General features: G+C 33.7%; 17 protein-coding genes. 6 read left to right on the forward strand and 11 right to left on the reverse strand.

Translation table 11 applies throughout. The features are described 5' to 3' along the window. The first annotated feature begins 2 nt into the window (after positions 1 to 2). Positions 3 to 1,802 (forward strand): ribonucleoside-diphosphate reductase subunit alpha, encoded by a 1,800-nt coding sequence (locus ACFFGA_RS04095; RefSeq protein WP_386060033.1) that lies wholly within the window; start codon positions 3 to 5, stop codon positions 1,800 to 1,802. Between the two features lie 156 nt (positions 1,803 to 1,958). Here ACFFGA_RS04095 and ACFFGA_RS04100 read toward each other — a convergent pair whose 3' ends face one another. The 4 genes from ACFFGA_RS04100 to ACFFGA_RS04115 all read right to left on the reverse strand — a co-directional run bounded on the left by ACFFGA_RS04100 (position 1,959) and on the right by ACFFGA_RS04115 (position 7,557). Beyond that, positions 1,959 to 2,678, reverse strand: coding sequence for a DUF6503 family protein (locus ACFFGA_RS04100; protein WP_386060036.1), 720 nt, complete (start codon positions 2,676 to 2,678; stop codon positions 1,959 to 1,961). 153 nt (positions 2,679 to 2,831) lie between these two features. Beyond that, positions 2,832 to 3,683 (reverse strand): OmpA/MotB family protein, encoded by an 852-nt coding sequence (locus tag ACFFGA_RS04105; RefSeq protein WP_386060039.1) that lies wholly within the window; start codon positions 3,681 to 3,683, stop codon positions 2,832 to 2,834. Between the two features lie 257 nt (positions 3,684 to 3,940). Continuing rightward, the gene (locus ACFFGA_RS04110) at positions 3,941 to 6,274 is read right to left on the reverse strand and encodes an inorganic phosphate transporter (RefSeq protein WP_386060042.1); all 2,334 of its coding nucleotides are present in this window, start codon (positions 6,272 to 6,274) and stop codon (positions 3,941 to 3,943) included. A 77-nt stretch (positions 6,275 to 6,351) separates the two neighbouring features. Further along, positions 6,352 to 7,557: a porin gene (locus ACFFGA_RS04115; RefSeq protein WP_386060045.1), complete on the reverse strand. Its 1,206-nt coding sequence runs from the start codon at positions 7,555 to 7,557 to the stop codon at positions 6,352 to 6,354. Positions 7,558 to 7,965: 408 nt separating this feature from the next. On the opposite strand from ACFFGA_RS04115, the gene ACFFGA_RS04120 reads away from it, so the two are divergent. Next, entirely contained in the window at positions 7,966 to 8,322 is a 357-nt protein-coding gene (locus ACFFGA_RS04120; protein WP_386060048.1) for a toxin-antitoxin system YwqK family antitoxin, read from the forward strand. Positions 8,323 to 8,402: 80 nt separating this feature from the next. Here the strand turns inward: ACFFGA_RS04120 and ACFFGA_RS04125 are convergent, their stop codons facing one another. After that, positions 8,403 to 11,231 (reverse strand): TonB-dependent receptor, encoded by a 2,829-nt coding sequence (locus tag ACFFGA_RS04125; RefSeq protein WP_386060051.1) that lies wholly within the window; start codon positions 11,229 to 11,231, stop codon positions 8,403 to 8,405. Between the two features lie 64 nt (positions 11,232 to 11,295). Continuing rightward, positions 11,296 to 12,621 carry a beta-helix domain-containing protein gene (locus tag ACFFGA_RS04130; protein ID WP_386060054.1) on the reverse strand — a complete coding sequence of 442 codons (1,326 nt, stop codon included), beginning with the start codon at positions 12,619 to 12,621 and terminating at the stop codon, positions 11,296 to 11,298. Positions 12,622 to 12,872: 251 nt separating this feature from the next. Between ACFFGA_RS04130 and ACFFGA_RS04135 the strand changes: the two genes are divergently transcribed. Both ACFFGA_RS04135 and ACFFGA_RS04140 read left to right on the forward strand, forming a co-directional pair. Further along, positions 12,873 to 14,213: a deoxyguanosinetriphosphate triphosphohydrolase gene (locus ACFFGA_RS04135; protein ID WP_386060057.1), complete on the forward strand. Its 1,341-nt coding sequence runs from the start codon at positions 12,873 to 12,875 to the stop codon at positions 14,211 to 14,213. Positions 14,214 to 14,294: 81 nt separating this feature from the next. Next, on the forward strand, positions 14,295 to 14,465 hold the full coding sequence (locus ACFFGA_RS04140) for a hypothetical protein (protein ID WP_386060059.1): 171 nt from the start codon (positions 14,295 to 14,297) through the stop codon (positions 14,463 to 14,465). On the opposite strand, the gene ACFFGA_RS04145 is transcribed toward ACFFGA_RS04140, so the two are convergent. After that, positions 14,439 to 16,223: a 1-deoxy-D-xylulose-5-phosphate synthase gene (locus ACFFGA_RS04145; RefSeq protein WP_386060062.1), complete on the reverse strand. Its 1,785-nt coding sequence runs from the start codon at positions 16,221 to 16,223 to the stop codon at positions 14,439 to 14,441. The genes ACFFGA_RS04140 and ACFFGA_RS04145 overlap by 27 nt on opposite strands. A gap of 65 nt (positions 16,224 to 16,288) precedes the next feature. On the opposite strand from ACFFGA_RS04145, the gene ACFFGA_RS04150 reads away from it, so the two are divergent. Both ACFFGA_RS04150 and ACFFGA_RS04155 read left to right on the forward strand, forming a co-directional pair. Continuing rightward, on the forward strand, positions 16,289 to 16,738 hold the full coding sequence (locus ACFFGA_RS04150; protein ID WP_386060065.1) for a nucleoside deaminase: 450 nt from the start codon (positions 16,289 to 16,291) through the stop codon (positions 16,736 to 16,738). Positions 16,739 to 16,749: 11 nt separating this feature from the next. Continuing rightward, positions 16,750 to 17,205: a protease complex subunit PrcB family protein gene (locus tag ACFFGA_RS04155; protein ID WP_386060068.1), complete on the forward strand. Its 456-nt coding sequence runs from the start codon at positions 16,750 to 16,752 to the stop codon at positions 17,203 to 17,205. A 56-nt stretch (positions 17,206 to 17,261) separates the two neighbouring features. On the opposite strand, the gene ACFFGA_RS04160 is transcribed toward ACFFGA_RS04155, so the two are convergent. The 4 genes from ACFFGA_RS04160 to aspS all read right to left on the reverse strand — a co-directional run bounded on the left by ACFFGA_RS04160 (position 17,262) and on the right by aspS (position 21,443). Further along, entirely contained in the window at positions 17,262 to 17,453 is a 192-nt protein-coding gene (locus ACFFGA_RS04160; protein WP_155088814.1) for a cold-shock protein, read from the reverse strand. Between the two features lie 165 nt (positions 17,454 to 17,618). Further along, on the reverse strand, positions 17,619 to 17,864 hold the full coding sequence (locus ACFFGA_RS04165; protein WP_386060071.1) for a hypothetical protein: 246 nt from the start codon (positions 17,862 to 17,864) through the stop codon (positions 17,619 to 17,621). Next, on the reverse strand, positions 17,861 to 19,642 hold the full coding sequence (locus ACFFGA_RS04170; protein WP_386060073.1) for a chloride channel protein: 1,782 nt from the start codon (positions 19,640 to 19,642) through the stop codon (positions 17,861 to 17,863). Before ACFFGA_RS04170 ends, ACFFGA_RS04165 begins: the two co-directional genes overlap by 4 nt. Positions 19,643 to 19,688: 46 nt before the next feature. Beyond that, positions 19,689 to 21,443 carry an aspartate--tRNA ligase gene (aspS, locus tag ACFFGA_RS04175; RefSeq protein ID WP_386060075.1) on the reverse strand — a complete coding sequence of 585 codons (1,755 nt, stop codon included), beginning with the start codon at positions 21,441 to 21,443 and terminating at the stop codon, positions 19,689 to 19,691. Between the last annotated feature and the right edge of the window lie 44 nt (positions 21,444 to 21,487).

Here is a 21,487-nt window from a genome sequence, read left to right on the forward strand (position 1 = left end):
CCATGAACGACAAAACTAACTTAGACCTTGAAAACAAAGTAGCAGACCCTCAAACTACTAAAACTTCACCTCACGATGAATTAATTAAAGCCAGAAAAGAAGCCATTAAAGAGGCTAAATCTGAGCCAGAGATAAAATGGTTAACAGACCATAGTCGCAAATTTTTATCATCTGGTTACCTTACAGAAGGTACAACTCCAGAAGCAAGAATTAGAGAAATTGCCAATAGAGCCGAAGAAATTTTAAAAATCGATGGCTTTGCGGATAAATTCTATGGCTACATGGCAGAAGGTTATTACTCTTTGGCATCACCAGTGTGGTCTAACTTTGGTAAAAAACGCGGTTTACCAATTAGTTGTTTTGGTTCGCACATTTCTGATGACATGGGAGATATTCTCTACACACAATCAGAAGTTGGAATGATGTCTAAGCTAGGAGGTGGTACTTCAGGCTATTTTGGTAAGCTTCGTCATAGAGGTGCACCAGTAAAAAACAATGGCGAATCTTCAGGAGCAGTACATATTATGCAATTATTTGAAAAAATGGTTGACGTAGTAAGTCAAGGCTCTGTAAGAAGAGGTCGTTTTTCCCCATACCTACCAATTGAACATAATGATATAAACGAGTTTTTAGAAATCGGTACAGAAGGTAATCCAATACAAGAGTTAACACATGGTGTTACTGTTGGTAATCAATGGATGCAAGAAATGATCGATGGTGATACTGAAAAGAGAGCTATTTGGGCAAAAGTATTACAACGAAGAGGCGAAATAGGGTATCCATATATTTTCTTTAAAGATAATGCTAACAATGCAGCTCCAGAAGTTTATAAGGAAAAGAATCATGAAATCTACGCAAGTAACTTGTGTTCAGAGATTATGTTGCCAACAAACGACAGATGGTCTTTTGTATGTGTATTATCTTCTATAAACCTATTGCACTACGATAAGTGGAAAGATACAGATGCTGTTGAGACTATGATTTATTTCTTAGATGCAGTTTTAGAAGAGTTTGTAACTAAACTTGAAGTGTATAGAGATTCTCCAGATCGTGATGATAAACAAACATTTTTGTTTATGGAGAAAGCTTATAACTTTGCTAAGGAAAATAGAGCTTTAGGAATGGGAGCTTTAGGTTGGCACTCATTATTGCAATCAAAGATGTTGCCTTTTGATAGTCAAGAAGCATTTAATCTTAACAGTGAAATCTTTAAGACTATTAGAGAAAAATCGGTTAAAGCTTCAGAAGAATTGGCAACATTATTTGGTGAGCCAGAAGTATTAAAAGGTTACGGTAGACGTAATACCACATTAAATGCTGTGGCACCAACAACATCATCTGCCTTTATCTTAGGACAGGTATCACAAGGTATTGAGCCAATATGGTCTAATAGCTATGTTAAGGATATTGCCAAAATAAAGACTACAATTAAGAATCCTTTCTTAAAAGCACTTTTAAAAGAAAAGGGAATGGATACTAATGAAGTTTGGAAAAGCATACGTGATTATGATGGTTCTGTTCAGCATTTAGAAGGATTAACAGATCATGAAAAAGATGTCTTTAAAACCTATTCTGAAATTGACCAAATGACCATTATTTATCAGGCGGCAAACAGACAGAATCATATAGACCAAGGACAGTCCTTAAATATTATGGTACATCCAGATATGCCAGTAAAGGACATTAATAAGCTTTATGTTACAGCGTGGCAATTAGGTGTAAAGTCATTGTACTACCAACACAGTATGAATGCAGCACAGAAATTTAAGCAGAAGAAGGAATGTACTAGTTGTGAAGGGTAATAAATTCCTTTAGAAAAGAACCTCAAATTATAATGTTAAAAAGCACCTCAGAAATGAGGTGCTTTTTAATTTTTTGTCATTCTGAACTTGTTTCAGAATCTAAGCTATTATATTGAAGATGCTGAAATAAATTCAGCATGACAAAGTGATAATGTATTATTTATCCACTAAAGTATCAGTCCCTAAATAGCCATCATCCTTATTATAATACCAGGCTCTTACTTTAGGCATTTTAATACCGTTTACAACAGCTTCATCAGTGAGTAAAATATATTCGCCTGAATCTGGTTTTTCATTGCCGTTTTCATCCGTTTTAAAAAACTGATAAACTTCCATAGCATATGTTTTTGGGTTAAAATAGAAATACCAAACATCGCTGCCTACAGCTTCATCATAAGTGACCTTTAGTACCAAGTAGTCTTTTCCTTTAAATGTTTTCTTTTCAGCGTTCTCACTAAGGTTTGTGCCTGGATCTTTAAGCTTCATAGGCAAACCGTAGAGGTAAGTGTAATAATTTTTATAAAGCGTAGCTCTATCACAAGACATGTTTTTTTCTTTGGCTGTTATGCTATCCAAATCCTTGCCGTTATATGACATTCCGCAAATTCCTTTGTTTACAGAATAAATAGTTGTAACAGTATCTCTAGTGGCTTTTACACTAAAGAATTCTTTAACCAAATCTATGCGGATTTGGCTAGTGCGTTTTGAAGCGTTTGGTGTAGTCATCTCTACAGTAAATCCAGCTTTTATAGTATTCCAATTGCCATTTGGATCGTGATAATTAATACTTTTTTCTAAGATTTTTGCAGCAGTCAAATTTTGACCAAATGAAGCTAACGAAGCGCACAAAACAATTGAAAAAAGGAAGGATTTCATAAAATAAAATTTCTCTGCAAATTATTTGCAATTAATTTAGTATGCTTAAAAGTAGTGTAACTGAAGTTAAGATAAGTTTAAAAATAAAAAAAAGCATCCAATGCCGAACTATACGGGAGGATGCTTTATTATCACCTTAAAAAAATATTAGATTTATTTTGCCTCCATTAAAGCAAAGAATTTATCAATGTTTGGCATTAATATAATTCGTGTTCTTCTATTTTTAGAACGGTTTTCACTAGAGTTGTTTTCAACCAAAGGTTGGTAACTACTACGACCAGATGCAATTAATTTTGCAGGATCTACATTGTATTTGTTCTGTAGTTTTCTAACCACAGATGTAGCTCTCAATACACTCAAATCCCAGTTGTCTGCAATCTTCTCAGTATTGATAGGTCTTGAATCTGTATGACCTTCAACCATCACATCAATACTTTCTTCAGAGTTAATGACATCTGCAAGCTTTTGAAGTATGTTGTTGGCTTTACTGCTAATTCTGTAACTTCCTGAGTTGAATAACATCTTGTCCGAAATAGAGATCATTACTACAGTTTCGTTAATATTTACAGCAATGTCTTCATCTTCGTTAAAGTCTGAAGTATCCATAGTTTTTGCAAGATTGTATTGAACCGCTAAATTCATTGAATCTTTTAAAGTTTTGGCTTCAGCTAATTTTGCAGGATCAACGTTTTCTAATGTTGCTAACATTTTTTGTCTGCTCTTGTTAGAAATAACCGTGCCGTCTGCATTAACATCTAGTTTAATGTCATTTTCAATTTTTAGACCTTCTACATCTTCATTTAAAGAATTGATTTTTGCATTGTAATCATCAACTCTAGCTTGAATTTTTGCAAATTTATTTTCTAAATCTTCCTTTTCAACTTGAGTTTTGGTTAGTTCACTTTTAATTTCACCATTTTCTTGCTCTAAGGCCAAGTATTTCTTTTTTGAAACACATGCGCTTAATAAAATTGTTGTTACTAAAAGAATTGAAATTTTCTTCATATTATGGTTTTTGTGTTAAATTAGTTTTCAGTTTTATATACGACGAAACGTTCCTTTTGGACGTTGAACAGTTTAAAATTTTATGAAGAATACTGAATTTAAGGAAGTTGCAATAGTGTTTTGAGATGAATAATAGAAAAGCGCAAACGGATAAAAGAACATTGTTTTTAAATTTCTCTTTAGTTAACCATTATAGAATAAAAAAAACCATCATTAATTAATGATGGTTTTTCACAAATTATAAGTAAGGTAATCTGTTACTCTTGTTCAGAAGCTCCGTTGTCTTCGATGACTTCGTCCACAACGTTAATTGTTGCTGGCTCAATTGAACTATCAAAAGAATCATAATATTCTTGTAATAAATTCATAGTAGCATTAAGCAAGTCTTTTGTTTCCAATAACAATCCAAAGTAAAGCGTTGTATTCTTTGGACTCGACTCTTCAGTTCGTGTACGTGCTACTTGCCTTACGATTTTATCAGTTACTAAATCTAGAACTTCTTTTTTACGGGTTAATATAGAGCCAATTTGCTCAAAAGAATGTGAGTCAAATGCCGTCTTAGTATCATTTAAAAGTGCTTCTAGAGCATCATCAACCTCTTTAAGCTCCTTAATTTGACTAAACTTAAGCTTTTTATGATTGTTGTTAATGTGTTTATGACTTACCTTAGAAATGTACTCAAGCGATTGCGTCATATCTTCTAAGTAGCCTAGGATATTTATATAAAAACTACTAGCTCTTAAACTTGTTTCATCTAAGTTTTTAATGAAATAGAAAATATTGTCTCTTAATTCATCTACCTCAGTTGATAGTTTATCAATTTGTTTTTTATTCTTTTTAAGTAAGGTTAAATCTTGTTTTGCCAATCCTTTAATTGCATTGGTATAGATTTTATTTCCACGCTTTACAACATTAGAAATATTATCTGCACTTTCAATAATTACACCTTGTACAGAACGACTTCCAGTTGCTTTTAAGCTATCTTCAGATTTTACTTCTTTAGATTTTCTGTTATGTACTATAGAACTTCTTATTAGCAAGCCAAAAGCAGCAAGCAATAAAATAGGGAACATAACCTCTAAATTAAGGTTCAGTAAATAGGCAACCAACGCAGCAGCTGAAAAAGCACTAAATGCTGTAAAGAACCAACCTCCAATAACATTTAATACACCAGCAACTCTGTATACTGCACTTTCTGCTCCCCAAGCTCTATCGGCTAAAGATGTACCCATGGCTACCATAAAGGTAACATAGGTTGTAGATAATGGTAACTTATATGACGTTGCAATTGAGATTAAAACTGCTGCAACCATTAAATTTACAGCTGCACGAACCATATCAAAAGCTGGTTGTTCCTTTTCTTCAGCTTTTGTAAGCGTTACATAAGGCTTTTCAAATTGTTTCTCAATTTTTGCTTGCCATGATTCTGGTAGCATATAAGAAGAAAACTGAGACATAGCCATTGCAAATCTCACAAACCCACGAGATAAAAAGTTAGGTTGGAAACGTTCTTGTGTTGCACCTTGGCTAGAAAGATCTAAAGACGTTTTTACCACATTTTTAGCCTTGGTTGAAAACCATAAGGTTAATACCATTATCATTCCTGCAGCAAACAATAACCAGTTATTTGTTGGTACTTTTTCAGCCAAAACATTCATTGGGAAACTTTCAGCAGCTAATCCTGAAGCTGTCCATTCTGTAAATGCATTATATGCCGCTACAGGAACACCAATGAAGTTTACCAAATCATTACCTGCAAAAGCTAATGCTAAAGCAAAAGTTCCAACGATGATTATAAGCTTGTAAATATTTGTTTTGAAAATAGTAATCACAGCAAAAGACAATAATGACCAGAAAACAGAACTTGCCAATACAATAGAAAGTACGTTGTTTTCTAAAAAGTCTTTCATAGTTACTCCGCCAAGTATATCAAAAGATTCTGAAGCATAAGAAGTGCCTTTTAAACCTTTCATAAAGATAAAATAAGTAATTGCAGTTAAAGCAAGACCACCAAATAAGGCACCAACCCAAACAGCTTTCTTTTGAAAATCATAAGACAATAGCAGTCTCGTTACCCATTGAATCAACGCTCCTACTGAGAACGCGACGACGACCGAGAGCAGTATACCAAATATAATTTGCGAAGCTTTGGATGTATTGATGTAATTTATTACATCTCCAAACCCACCACCATTAGCGTAAATTTTTATCAATGCTATTGCAACAGCAGCACCTAATAATTCAAATACAATGGATACTGTTGTAGACGTTGGCATTCCAACAGAGTTGAAAAAGTCCAGTAAAAGAATGTCTGTAATCATAACAGCCATAAAAATGATCATAATCTCGTTGAACATAAATTCACCAGGATTAAAGATTCCCTTACGTGCAACTTCCATCATTCCGCTAGAGAACACGGCACCAACAGCAACACCAAGACTGGCGACAATCATGATAGTTCTAAATGAAATGGCTTTAGAACCGATAGCCGAATTTAAGAAGTTTACAGCATCATTACTTACACCTACAACCAAATCAGCAATGGCTAAAATGGCGAGGGCAATTATCATATATAAGTATATATTTTCCATATTTTTTTAATTCAAATAAGTTTGCAAATATCTTTATAGAATTTAAGTGTTAGGTTACCTAAATGTTATTTTTTTGATTAAAAATGAATGTCAAATCCAAGTCTAAATCTAATATTGTTTTCATTGCCATCTAAGGTAGTGTAACTAATATCAGACTGTACCTTTAATTTATGACCAACAACAAATTTGTTTACTCCAAGTGTATATTGTTGCACTGGTAATTCACCAGTCTCATTTTTGTAATCTACAGTTGTATATCTCGCAGCTATTTCATAATTACTTTTAAATAAATAACCAGCTTGTAAGTTTAAAGCATTTCCGGTTAAAACAATATCACCAGTTGGAGTAGTACCATCTGCCTCAGTAGCAATTGCCTCATCTGCGGTACGTTTTGCATATTCTCCCATAAATGAAAACCCGTTGTACTTAAACATGGCATCAGCAAAAATTGTAGTTTGGTCGGTTTCGTAGATTGTACCATCAGTTCTTATCATATAATCACCAGCAAAACCTCGTTCTCTTACAGCATCTTGGTTGTAGTTATATGTAAAACCTACCATTAATTTTGGCTTTTCTTCGCGTTTTAAATCAGATTGGCTGTAGTCTCCTTTAGATTTAAAAGTACCAAATGGTAAAAATTCTAAGCGCGCTGTATATTGTAAACCACCTTCATTTCCTTCACTAACATTTCTGCCTTCTCCTTGAGAAATTGCAAATTTTTCACGCATTAAAAAATTGCGTCCTAAGTTTGTTTTATGACGCAATTGAACGCCTAAATCGCGGTCAATATTGAAACGACTATTTAATAAGGAGCGGTTTATAAGTTGAAGATTTCCAGAAGATACCACACGTTCTACATTACCAGGTAGTTTTGTTTGTCCTGCCCATAACTCCCAATTACCAGAAAAGTTCCACATAACAACAGCATCTAGGATATAACGTGGTGTGTTTCTGTTAAAGTCATTAGCTCCAGCAAGATCTCTGTTAGATAGTCCTAACTCTAATTTGTACTTAAGCTTTGGACTGTAAGCAAAACCATCAAATTTTAATCGTGCACGACGTACTATAAAATTATGTTCGGGACTTCCGTATTGATTACCATCATGATTCCAAGATGAGTTAGATCTTACTTGAAAACGTGGTGCAAATTTTATACTGAAGGAACTGTCTTTGGCAACAAAATTAATTAAGCCATTTCCAAAGGAAGTATCACTTATTTCCTGAGCAGAGGTAACGTTTAGAGCAAACAAAAAAATTGCTCCTAGAGTAATTTTTAATTTCATTAGTCATTATTAGTTTTTGTCGCTGCAAATAACCAACTTTAATGTTAAGTGAATGTTTCCTAATTATTAACTTAATCACATTTTTTTTAATAAAAAAGGCTGCTTAAATTAAAAGCAGCCTCATTAGAATTCATAATTATTTAGTCGACAAAAACTAATAAATTTTATGAAATACTAAAGTGTTGTAAACAACAACAATACAAATATGAAGACTTAAAATGACTCCATTGTAAAGCGAATATTATGTAATCATTAAGAAAAGTGACTGCATTAAATGTGAGGTGTTAATATATTGAAAATCAAATAAATACAATTACAATGTTAATTTAATGTTACGTAAACGTTGATTTATTGTAAAAAATAGATTATATTTGAGTAACATTTTATTAATTATAGCCCAAAAGTGACATGAAAAAGATAATAATAGTATTAGTGATGCTATGTGTAGGTTTTACATACGCTCAAGATAAAAAACAGCCAAAACTAGAAAAGAAAGGTGATGTAACCGAGGTTACTTATTACCATAATAATGGCGAAATAGAGCAAAAAGGAACCTTTAACGCAAATGGAAAATTACATGGCGAATGGGTAAGCTTTGATGCTGAAGGGAATAAAGTTGCATTAGGTAATTATGCTAACGGAAAAAAAGTTGGAAAATGGTTTTTCTGGGAAGGCAATTCTCTAAACGAAGTGGACTTTATAGATTCAAAAATTGTTAGTGTTAACAAATGGGATAACAAAACTAAACTTGCCATTAATAAATAACATTATTAAAGTAAAAATTAAAAAGGCTTTCTAGAATATAGAAAGCCTTTTTTGTTTTTAAACTAACTGTGTATTTTTCCTTAGAATTTAAACGTATAACCTAAAGAAATTTCTGTGCCTGGATCTCTTAGAGAATAGATTTCGTTACTCGCTTTATAAGATTCGAATTCGCTTAACCTTTCGTCACCCAATATGTTAGTCACCTTTAAATCTACTGAAGATCTTTTGTTTTCACCAAAAGATTTATTGATTGTAAAATTTAAACTATTAAAAGGTTGTGTGTAAACATCAGGAACTAACCCTATACCTACAACTTCTAAAGTAGCCCCTTGTATATTATAAAATAGAGCTGTTTGTAATCCTATATCTGAATTGCTATAATCTAAACCAGCATTGATTACAAAAGGAGCCTGACCTTGTAAATCTCTTTCGCGGTCAATGCTTTCTCCATCTCTTGCAGCTAATTGACGACTTTCATACTCTTCATCAGACATTGTTAATTCAGATTTAGTAACCGTAACATTAGCTACAACTTTTAAGTTGTCTAAACCTTCAGATATAAACCCTAAACGTTGTCTTAATTCAAATTCAGCTCCGTAAACTTTTGCATCACCTAAGTTGCCTAAGGTTACTTGAGTTGGTGCTTGTATGTAAAATGACTGCTCAATAGGGTCTGTAAAACTCTTGTAGAAACCACTAACAGAGAACATCTGCCCATTTTCACCAAAGTACTCGTACCTTAAATCAAAGTTGTTAACATACGTTGGTACTAAGTTTATATTACCTATGAATAATCTACTGGTAATTGGGTCAAAAATTCTAGATAAAGAAGACTCCTTAAAAGAAGGTCTAGCAGTAGAGCGAAAATAAGATGCTCTAAGGTTAGAGTTGTCATTTAACGCATAGATTAAGTTAGCCGATGGAAATAAATCGAACTCATCTAGTATTAACTCTCTTTCTAAAACAGTTTCGTTATCCTGTCCTGTATAAAATGAGTTAAAAAACTCCGATCTTATCCCTAAAACTGTATTTAATTTTTCAGTAACATTAAATTCTGCTGAGAAATATGTGGCTGCAATATGGTGCTCACCTTCGTAAGCATCAATAGGGTTAAACTGATCTCCAAATACTAAATGAGTACCTGTATCAGAATCAGGATTCCAAATGTTTTGAGAATCTAACAAGTTGTCTGGGTCTCCATTAGCAATATAAGAGTCGTCACCTTGAATGTTAAAGGTGTAGTCATCAATACTAAAATCTCTAAACTTGTATGTATAAGCACCACCAAATTTAAGCTTTGCAGGTCTGTTAAACATTTCTACAGATTTGTCTAAATCTACTTTACCAGACCAGTTTTCTTCAATTAAGTTTCTCCATAATTGAATTGGATATGTTGATGCAGATGGACTAATAAAGAAATCTCCATTATCAGCTTGTTGCATTGGTGTAATTCTATGATTCTTGTCCATAACCTTAGAGAAAGTAGGAGATAATTTCCACTCTAAATTCATGGCATTTTCATCATTTGTTAACCTATGTTTACCAGATAATAGTAAATTAGTAATTGAACGCTCTGTATAAGTTATAGCGTGCTTTACTAATGGTTCTAAACCTCCACCAACACCAGTCTGTGATCGTTGTTGGCCAAAAAATCCTGCTGTTGATTCACCGTTTTGTATGTGTAATAAGTTGACTTTAAACTTAGACATATCAGTCTTGTAGGTTAAGCCTAACATTCCGTTTAGTATAACGTTATTAATACCTTCTTGTCCATTAGAAGACTGTACTAAGTTTAAGCTATTTACAGAAGAGTCATCAAAATTTTTCACAAAAGCACCATCTTGTCTTTTTTCATAAAACGTAGTTTCATTTTTGTAAGAGAATGAAGCTTGGTAACCTAACTTGTCATTTTCACCTATGTCATACTGATTTCCTAGAGTAAATCCAAAATCAAAGTTCATTCCACTTTGCTCTTGCTTAGCTCTTAACTCCTTTTGAAATCTACTGGTAAGTGATGTTAATAATAGTTTGTTATCAAAAGTACCAGGAATTTGTTGGTAACGATTAATAGGTAAATCTCTTGTACCATCATCATAGCCAAAAAAATCAGTATCACTACCTTCAGAGGTTAAGTAATTATCGTTAAAGTGCATATCAGGATTATAACCTGATCCAAGAGAGATAGCATATTCCGCTCTGCTTGGAAAATCTTTGGTTACAACATCTACTAAACCACCCGTAAAATCAGCAGGAAATTCAGCAGCACCAGTTTTTAAGACAATTACGTTATCTATTATGTTGGTAGGAAATAAATCCATTTGAATTGTATTTCTATCTGGATCTAGCCCAGGAATATCAACACCATTTAATATGGATTTTGTATACCTATCACCTAAGCCACGAACGAAAACATATTTTCCTCCTTGAATAGAAACACCAGGAACACTTTTTACAGCAGTAGCTACGTTACTGGCACCAGTACTTTTTATAGCTTGCGCAGAAAGACCATCTAATACAACTACAGATTTTTTCTGAATATTTAGTACAGCATTTTCTGTATCTCTTTTAGTGGTTGTTGTAATTACAACCGTATCTAATGAGTTGGTTTGTAAAACGACATCCAAAGTAACAACTTCTCCAGATTTTATAACAACTTCTGTCACTTCTTTAGTTTCATAACCAACAAACGAGAAAACTAATGTATACGTGCCTTCCTCTAGTTCAAGCTCATATTTTCCATCAAAGTCAGAACTTACACCTTTTGCAGTACCTTTTACAAGGATATTAGCAAAAGGCAATGGCTCATTAAACTCTCCATCAATAACAGTACCTACCACTTTACCTTGCGCAAAGGAAAAATATGTTGCTAGAAAGAAAACAAAAACTAAAGCTTTTTGTATGTTTTTCATATATAATTTAATGTAACCCATCACTTACCTAGTAAATGATGGGTTGAGATATTTAAGTGAATTTTTAGAAACCTAATCCGCCAGCAGTATTTGCATACGTCCAGCTAAAGTTTGAAGTTGTAGCTCCAACTGTTTGAGAACCTTCTGTTACTTGAGTTGCCCAGTTAGCAGCTCTTTCAGTAAAAGTTGGGCTTAAGATGATTTCATCTTCATCTATATCGTTGCCTTCGTCGTCGTCATCACAATTTTGAGCGCATCCAACTTTTTCAACGAATATAGAATGATCAAATCCAACGATTTGCCAGTTCTCAAAAGTGATTAAACCATCTAAGAAGTTTTGAGCTACACCATTGTTGTCTAACTCTACATCTTTACCAGCTGGGAAACCAACAGCGTAGATATTTCTAGTTGTTCCTCTGGCTCTACTTCTGTAGTCAGCATACTCACCATTTGAAGTTGTAGCGTTACCCATTATTGTAACATTTTGTAATGTAAAAGAACCAACAGCAGAACCTTCTGGACCATCAATTTCAAAAGCATGGTCAGAGATATCTCCTAATACTACCACAGCATTATCAATAGTACCTGAATAAGCTTGGTCAATATCAATAGCATCATCACCTTGAGCCCATACTAATAAGTTACTAGCGTTAACAGTTCCACCAAAGAATTCAACACCATCATCTACATTACCAATAACTTCTATATTATTAATAGTAGTACCAGAACCTACACCACCAAGTGTTAATCCGTTAATTTCGTTTCCTTCACCAATTAAAGCACCTCCATGACGGATAGAAATATATTGCATGTTACCAGAGCTATCAGCAGGATCAGTACCGCCATATAAACCGAAAGTATCAGCAGCAGGAATTCCCTCTATTTGAGATTCAGTAATATCACCAGAGAAAGAACATGGTGCGTTACCTAAAACTAGTAAACCTCCCCAAAGACCTCTGTCGTTTTCATCTAAGTTAGTACCTGCAGTTTCACCACAGTTAATATTATCTTGAGTTGATGTAAATATAATTGGTTGGTCTGCGGTACCTTGAGCATTAAGTATGCCACCTCTTGCAACAATTAAAGCAGAAGCTAACGAACCAGTACCAGGCGAACCTTTTACAATTGTTCCTGGGTTAATAGTCAAAGTTACACCAGCTGGTATAACAACTTTTTGATTTAATTGATAAATGTTATCAGCCGTCCAAGTTTCGTCTCCAGCTAACTGACCTGTTTTTGCAATTACAGGGCAATCTGTAGGATTTCCGTTTCCTGGGTCATTAACAATTATTGTAGTTTCTTCGATTACTATAGGAGTATCATCATCTTTGAAACAGCCAGTAAATACTAGTGTAGAAGCTACTAACGCGATTAAAAGTAATTTTTTCATTGAGTTAAATTTTAATATACAGTTTGTTTATTTGTATTGTGCTGCAAAGAAACATTGATAAACCTTTTTATAGGTTAATCAAAAATTAAAGATTCGTAATGAAAAGGTTAGTATAATGTTAGCTCAGTATTAAGGGAGTTTATGTTAAGGAAACAATTCGTTAACATTGAAAAGTTATTGTAACAGGCATAGTTTTTATAATCAATTCTATAGCAAATTCTATATCTTGCAGCTGCTAATATTTTTAGATTATGAATTGGGAACAATTGCTATCCTTAAAGCGTTTTGGGGACACAAACAAAAGACTACGTAAAGAACAGGACGAAACTCGTTTGGGTTTTGAAGTAGATTATGATCGTATTATTTTTTCTTCTGAGTTTAGAGGACTTCAAGATAAAACTCAGGTTGTGCCTTTATCTAAAACCGATTTTGTACACACGCGTTTAACACATAGTTTAGAAGTAAGTGTTGTGGGCAGGTCTTTAGGACGAAAAGTAGGGCAGTTACTTCTTAAAAAGCATCCACATCTCGAAAATGTTCACGGTTACAAAATGAATGATTTTGGAGCTATTGTAGCTGCTGCAGCTTTAGCACATGATATTGGTAATCCTCCTTTTGGGCATTCTGGTGAAAAAGCTATTGGTGCTTATTTTATAGATGGTAAAGGAGCGGACTATAAAAAGCACTTAACGGATAATGAGTATCAAGATTTATGTGATTTTGAAGGAAATGCTAATGGTTTTAAAATTTTAACGGAGAGTAGAGCAGGAAGAGAAGGTGGCTTAAGATTAAGTTTTGCAACTCTAGGAGCTTTTATGAAGTATCCTAAAGAATCATTACCAAAAAAACCAACCCAACATATTGCAGATAAAAAATATGGTTTTTTTCAGAGTGAAAAAGCAATGTTTCAAGATGTAGCGTCAGAACTTGGTTTGTTGAGCAGAAGTAATGACCATTGTAGTTTTCAAAGGCATCCTTTAGCATATTTAGTTGAAGCGGCTGACGATATTTGCTATACTATAATAGATTTTGAAGATGGCATTAATTTGGGCCTTATTGAAGAGGAGTATGCTTTAGAGTATTTAATTAATTTGGTTAGAGACAAAATTATAACCAAAAATTATAATGCATTACAAACAACAGAGGATCGCGTTAGTTATTTAAGAGCCTTAGCTATTAATACATTAATAGATGAGGCAGTATCCATCTTTATTAAAAATGAAGAAGCAATTTTAGCTGGCAATTTTGAAACAGCCCTCTTAGATGTAAGCCAATACAAAGCACAGATAAAAGATATTATTTCGCTGAGTGTTAAAAATGTTTACCGCTCTAAAGAAGTTATAAATAAAGAGATTTCTGGTTATGAGATTTTGAACCAGTTGCTAAATGCTTTTGGAAGATTAGCCTATAATTATTTTAATGATAATATGTCTAATTATGATAAATTATTGATGAATAGCCTACCCGAATCTGTTACCATGACAAAGGATTCATTATATAAAAACCTTTTAGCAATCTGCTTATATATATCAAAATTGTCTGATACCAATGCAATGCTATTACACAAAAAGCTTAAAGGTAATATTTTATAGATATGCATTTCATCGAATAAATTTGTTTTTTAACGATATAAGTTCTTTATTTATCTCATAATCAGCCCAAAAAACCTACTTATGAGAAATAATATACTAGGAGGCCTAGTCATTTTTATGGTTGTATTGACTTGCCTATTAATGATTGACGATATTTCGAACACTCAGGAAAAACCACCAGTACAGGACACGGCTCAAGTAGAGCAGATTGAAAGCGAAACCGATTTAGCCGTTGTTGATACTGAAGAGTAAGTTGTCAATTGTCTTTTTTACTGATAAAGCATCCAATTGATAAAGTTGCATTAATTGCTCTGTACTACCATGATCAATAAACTCATCTTCAAAACCAAGTGTAATGATTTTATGCTTGTAATTGTTGGAGTTTGCAAATGCTAAAACGGAACTACCAAATCCGCCTAAAATAGTGCCATCTTCTATGGTGACAATAGCATCATAATGCCCGAATATTTCATGTAATAAATTGGTGTCAAGTGGTTTTACAAATTGCATATCATAATGCCCTATATCGCTTTCATTATCCATAGTTGCTATGGCACCTTCTACAGTTTTTGACATAGTGCCAATAGACAGAATTGCAATTTTTTCTCCTTTCTTTAAACAAACACCTTTACCAATTTCAATAGTTTCAAAAGGCTTTTTCCAATCTAGAATATGACCTCTACCTCTTGGATAGCGTATAGCCAAAGGAAAATCAATTCCTAATTGAGCTGTGTACATTATATTTCGTAGTGCTATAGCGTCTCTAGGTGCAAAAATCACCAAATTAGGAATACAGTTGAGGTAAGCCAAATCAAAAACTCCGTGATGCGTAGCACCATCTTCACCTACTAAACCAGCTCTATCCAAGCAAAAAATAACTGGAAGTTTTTGTAAAGCGACATCGTGGATAACTTGATCATAAGCACGCTGTAAAAATGTTGAATAAATATTACAAAACGGAATAAGACCTTGAGTTGCCATTCCAGCAGCCAAAGTAACAGCATGTTGCTCTGCAATACCAACATCAATTGCTCGATTTGGAATTGTTTCCATCATATATTTTAAAGAACTACCTGTAGGCATAGCAGGTGTAATTCCAATGATTTTTTCGTTTTTTAAGGCAAGTTCTACAATAGTTTCACCAAAAACATCTTGATATTTAGGAGGCTGCTCGCTAAAACGAGATTTGGTTATTAACTCTCCTGTATTGGCATTGAATTTTCCAGGTGCATGGTATTTTACTTGGTCGAGTTCGGCTTGTTTTAAACCTTTGCCTTTAGTGGTGATAACGTGTAAAAATTTTGGGCCTTTTACGGTTTTTAATCGCTCTAATTCGGATATCAACAATGGTAAATCATGACCATCTATAGGACCTGAATAATCAAAATTTAAGGCTTCAAAAATATTGTCTTGTTTCTCAGTCCCTTTTTTAACGTTTGTTAAATATTGCTTTAAAGCTCCAACACTTGGGTCAATCCCAATGGCATTATCGTTCAAGATAACTAATAAATTTGCATCCGTAACTCCTGCATGATTTAAACCTTCAAAAGCCATTCCGCTGGCAATAGAAGCATCACCAATTACGGCAATATGGTGTTTGTCTTCGCCTTTAAGTTGCGAGGCAATTGCCATACCCAAAGCAGCCGAAATTGAAGTTGAAGAATGTCCAACTCCAAAAGCATCATATTCACTTTCACTACGTTTTGGAAATCCGCTTATACCATTAAGTTGTCTATTGGTGTCAAAAATGTCTTTTCTACCAGTAAGTATTTTATGGCCATAGGCTTGGTGGCCAACATCCCAAATTAATAAATCTTCAGGTGTATTAAATACATAGTGTAATGCAATGGTTAATTCAACAACTCCAAGGCTAGCACCTAAATGCCCTTCTTTTGTAGCAACGATATTGATGATAAAATCACGCAGTTCTTTTGCTACAATAGGTAGATCAACTGTCTTTAATAGACGTAGATCTTTAGGTAGATTTATATGTTTTAGTAAATTATCCATTACATCTACAAATGTACCATTTGCAATTTTATTTTTAATTCAAATAGAATCGTATTTTTACAACAATGATAAATCCGTTTGACGATACTTATTTTATGAAAAAAGCACTTCAGGAGGCTGAGGTAGCTTTTGAAAAAGGTGAAATACCTGTAGGTGCTGTTATTGTTATTGAAGATAGGGTTATTGCCAGAACGCATAATCTTACAGAATTATTAAACGATGTTACGGCACACGCTGAGATGCAAGCTATTACTTCTGCTGCAAATTTTTTAGGCGGAAAGTACTTAACCAATTGCACGCTCTATGTTACCTTAGAACCTTGCCAAATGTGTGCAGGTGCTTTGTATTGGAGTCAAATTTCTAAGATTGTTTATGGAGCTTCAGATACGCAAAGAGGTTTTAAAACACTTGGAACTACGTTGCACCCAAAAACGGAAGTGGTAAGCGGAATTTTAGCAGAGGAGGCTTCGGCATTATTAAAACGCTTTTTTATTGAGAAGCGTAATTTGAACTAAAATCTATAAAAATGATACATAAGACGTTCTCCATATTCATCTTGCTGTTTGCATTAAATTGTAAATCAACTCAAAATCAAGAAAAAATGCAAAATGAAGCTATTGTTTTAATTGGTAAAGGCAATTTGTACGGCTCTGGTGATGAAGGTTTTGAAAAGCAAAACATGGTAATTAACAATACAGAAGATTGGAATAATGTAATGGCTAAAATGAATTCGGTAAACAATGTTACTAATGGGTTTTCAGAAACTAAAATTGACTTTTCAAAGTTTACCGTTATTGCTGTTTTTGATGAGGTTAAAACTTCTGGAGGCCATAGTTTAGAGTTGGATATTAAACCTGATTCAGAAAAAATATTAGTTGAAATTATTCGCAAATCACCAGATGGCATGGCAACAAGTGTTATGACACAGCCTTATTATATAGCTAAGATTATGAAAAGCGAATTACCTATAGAATTTAAATAGAAAGCAAAAAAAACGCCCAACCAAAGGTTGAGCGTTGAAACTTGTAAGATATATACTTATAATACCTGCACGTTTGCAGCTACCATGCCTTTTCTTCCTTCTTCTTCTGTGTACTCTACTTGGTCACCTTCGCGCAATTCAACACCGTTAAGGTTTGATACGTGTACAAAGATGTCTTTTCCTGTTTCTTCGTTGGTAATGAATCCAAATCCTTTTGAATCATTAAAAAATTTAACTGTTCCAGTCATTATAAAATAAATAAAAATTAAAGTGCAAAGATATAATATAAATTAACGCCATTGTTAAATTATCGTTTTATTTTAAAATATTGAAAACTAATGAGTTAAATTGGTGTTGCGAAAACGCTAGTAAGCCCTGTCAATAAAGGCTTTAATCTCTAGGTTATAAACTTATTAGAGCTTGTTTTCCTTCTGGTTTTCTCTCATTTTATCCAGATTTTCTTTAGTGAGCATGTAATCTTTTACGTCTTTACCCTTCCATCTGTAATAAGAAAATAGAGGAAATACAACTAAAAACAACCCAACAACACCAAAACCAATGAGCTTTTGAGAATAGGCAACATCTAATATGTAACCACATAATATACTAGCAAATGAGCCTATAAATGCAATTAGAGTGATAGATTTTAAGAGTTTCATGTTGTAAAATTAATTAATTCTTTACGGTAAGCTGTCAATAATTTTGACTTAGACACAAACCCGAAATATTTATTTTCCTTTATAACAGGTAGATTCCAAGCATTAGAATCTTGAAACTTTTGCATTACATCTTGCATCGAATCCTTTTCATAAATAATATATTCTGGAGCTTGATGCATAAACGTTTCAACAGTTGTGGAATTATAAAGCGATTGATCAAACATTACAGTTCGTATATCGTCTAACAAAATAATGCCAACAAAAATATTATCAGAATCTGTTACCGGAAATAAATTTCTACTCGATTTAGAAACACCATCTCTTAGCATTTCTCCTAAAGTCATTTCTGGATGTAGTTGAATAAAATCTTGTTCAATGACCGCATCTAGTTTCATTAATGTTAAGACGCTTTTATCCTTATCTTGAGTTAAAAGTGCTCCTTTTTCTAATAATTCTTTGGTGTAAATGGTGTGGTCTAAACCGTTCTTATTAATAATGAATGACATTGAGGCAGTTATCATTAAGGGTACAAACAATTCATAGCCACCTGTAATTTCTGCAATTAAAAATATAGCAGTTAAAGGTGCATGAAGCACACCAGCTATAAGACCAGCCATACCAATTAGTGTGAAATTGGCTTCAGAGACTGAAAAGCCTAAACCACAATTATTAATCACTTTAGCAACCACATTTCCTAGAGCACTTCCCATAACCAAGGTCGGAATGATAATTCCACCAGTTCCACCTGCTGCAAAAGTAGTGGTCATAGCTATAGCTTTAAATATTGTAATGCCAAAAAGCAAACCAATAACAATCCAGATGTTGTCTAAATGCGCGTCAAAAGGAGTATTTCCTAAAGCCTCTATATCATTACCAAGCATTAAATTGTTTATAAAACCAAAGCCTTCACCATATAGTGGAGGAATAAAAAACAACATCACACCTATGGCTAAACCACCAATGATAAGCCGATGTTTGGCAGATTTAAAGCGATTAAAAAAGGAGGTAATCCCAAAATATATTTTCGAAAAATAGATGGAGGCAACACCAGTACCAATACCTAATAAAATATAGAATAACGTGTCTTTTATTGCAAACTTTTCTGAAACTGTAAAATTAAAAAGCACGCTATCTCCTAAGAAAAAATAAGAGGTTATAACAGAAGACACCGAAGCAATCAAAAGCGGAAGTAGAGAAGCAAAAGTTAAATCTAAACTAAAGATTTCTATCGCAAAAATTATAGCTGCAATTGGTGACTTAAAAATTGAAGCTATAGCTCCTGAAGCTGCACAGGCGATTAATAGGCTTCTTGTTTTTCGGTCTACATGAAGCAAACGTCCAAGATTAGAACTCACTGCAGATGCAGATAATATTGCAGGTCCTAAAAGTCCTACAGAACCACCAAAACCAACAGTTATAGGTGCTGTTATTAGTGGGAAATAGATGTTTTTTTTATTAATGATTCCATCTCGTTTGGATAACGAAAACAGTATTGATGGAATAGCATGTCCACTAGGCTTTTTTGAAACATATTTTACAAAAAGGTAAACAAGAAAAAGTCCAATAATGGGCAATATAAAGTAGATACTATTTTCTGAAAGTAATATGCCTTTTTCAAAAACAGCTTCAATAGCAAAGGTGATGTTTTTGACAAAAACAGAAATAAGTCCAGCTAACAAACCAATAACCAAGCTCAATAAAAACACAAAGTTTTTTTCAGAGATGTATTTATATCTCCAAATGAGTAAGCGTTTATAGAATTTTGATTTTGTTGGCATAGTTTAAATCTAATAAAAAATCCTGCAAGAAGCAGGATTAAATATTTTAAGATTTTAAATTCAATTTTAAACTTAGTTCTGCAAGCTGTTCATCATCAATTGGTGCAGGTGCATCAATCATTACATCTCTACCAGAATTGTTTTTAGGGAAAGCAATAAAATCTCTAATGGTTTCTTGGCCTCCTAAAATGGCAACAAGTCTGTCTAAACCAAAAGCTAAACCTCCATGTGGTGGAGCTCCATACTCAAAAGCATCCATTAAGAAACCGAATTGTGCTCTTGCTTCTTCATCAGAAAAACCTAAATGTTTCAACATTATGGCTTGAGTTGCTTTATCGTGAATACGAATAGAACCTCCTCCAATTTCATTTCCGTTTAAAACTAAATCGTAAGCGTTAGCTTTTACTTCACCAGGTTTAGAATCTAATAATTCTATCTGACCAGGTTTTGGAGATGTAAATGGATGATGCATAGCGTGGTAATGACCCGTTTCTTCATCTAATTCTAATAACGGGAAATCTATAACCCAAAGCGGTGCAAATACTTTAGGATCTCTGAGTCCTAAACGTTCTGCTAATTCCATACGTAAAGCACTTAGTTGCGCTCTTACTTTGTTTTTGTCACCAGATAATACACAAACTAAATCGCCAGGTTTTGCTCCTGTAACTTCTGCCCATTTTGCTAAATCGTCTTGATCGTAAAACTTATCTACCGAAGATTTAAATGTGCCGTCCTCATTGCAACGCGAGTAAACCATACCTAAAGCACCTACTTGCGGACGCTTTACCCAATCAATAAGTTTGTCTATTTCTTTTCTTGTGTAACTATTTCCACCAGGTACTGCAATACCAACAACCAATTCGGCATTGTTAAAAACCCCAAAATCTTTGTGTTGTGCCACTTCATTTAGTTCGCCAAATTCCATCCCAAATCTAATGTCTGGTTTGTCATTTCCGTATAATCGCATCGCATCATCGTAGATCATTCTTGGGAATTTTTCTACATCAACACCGTTTATTTCTTTTAGTAAATGTCTAGTTAAGCCTTCAAAAATATTTAGAATATCTTCTTGCTCAACAAAAGCCATTTCGCAGTCTATTTGTGTAAACTCAGGTTGTCTATCTGCACGCAAATCTTCATCCCTAAAACATTTTACAATCTGAAAATATTTATCCATGCCACCAACCATAAGCAATTGCTTAAAGGTTTGAGGCGATTGCGGCAATGCATAAAATTGGCCTTCATTCATACGAGAAGGCACTACAAAATCGCGTGCACCTTCTGGTGTCGATTTTATTAAATATGGTGTTTCAACTTCTATAAAACCTTGGTTAGATAGATAATTTCTAACTGCTTGGGTTACCTTATGTCTAAAGATTAAACTATCCTTTACAGGATTACGACGAATATCTAGGTAACGATATTTCATTCTTATGTCATCACCACCATCGGTTTTGTCTTCGATTGTAAAAGGAGGAACTAAGGCTTTATTTAAAACCGTTAATTCTGAAACTAAAACCTCTATATCTCCTGTTGGAATATTTGGGTTTTTTGATGCACGTTCTATAACCTGTCCTTTTACCTGTATAACAAACTCGCGACCTAACTTCTGTGCTTTTTCTATAATAGCTTTTGGAGTACGTTCTTCGTCAAAGTATAATTGCGTGATACCATAACGATCTCGTAAATCGATGTATATCATAAATCCTTTATCTCTTATCCCTTGTACCCAACCAGAAAGTGTAACTTCTGTATTGCTATCTGTGGCTCTTAATTCACCACAATTATGACTTCTATACATATTGAAATTTTAATCGTGCAAATTTAAGCAACTTATGGTATAAT

It is taken from the genome of Winogradskyella pulchriflava (assembly GCF_042434315.1).
Lineage (GTDB): Bacteria > Bacteroidota > Bacteroidia > Flavobacteriales > Flavobacteriaceae > Winogradskyella > Winogradskyella pulchriflava.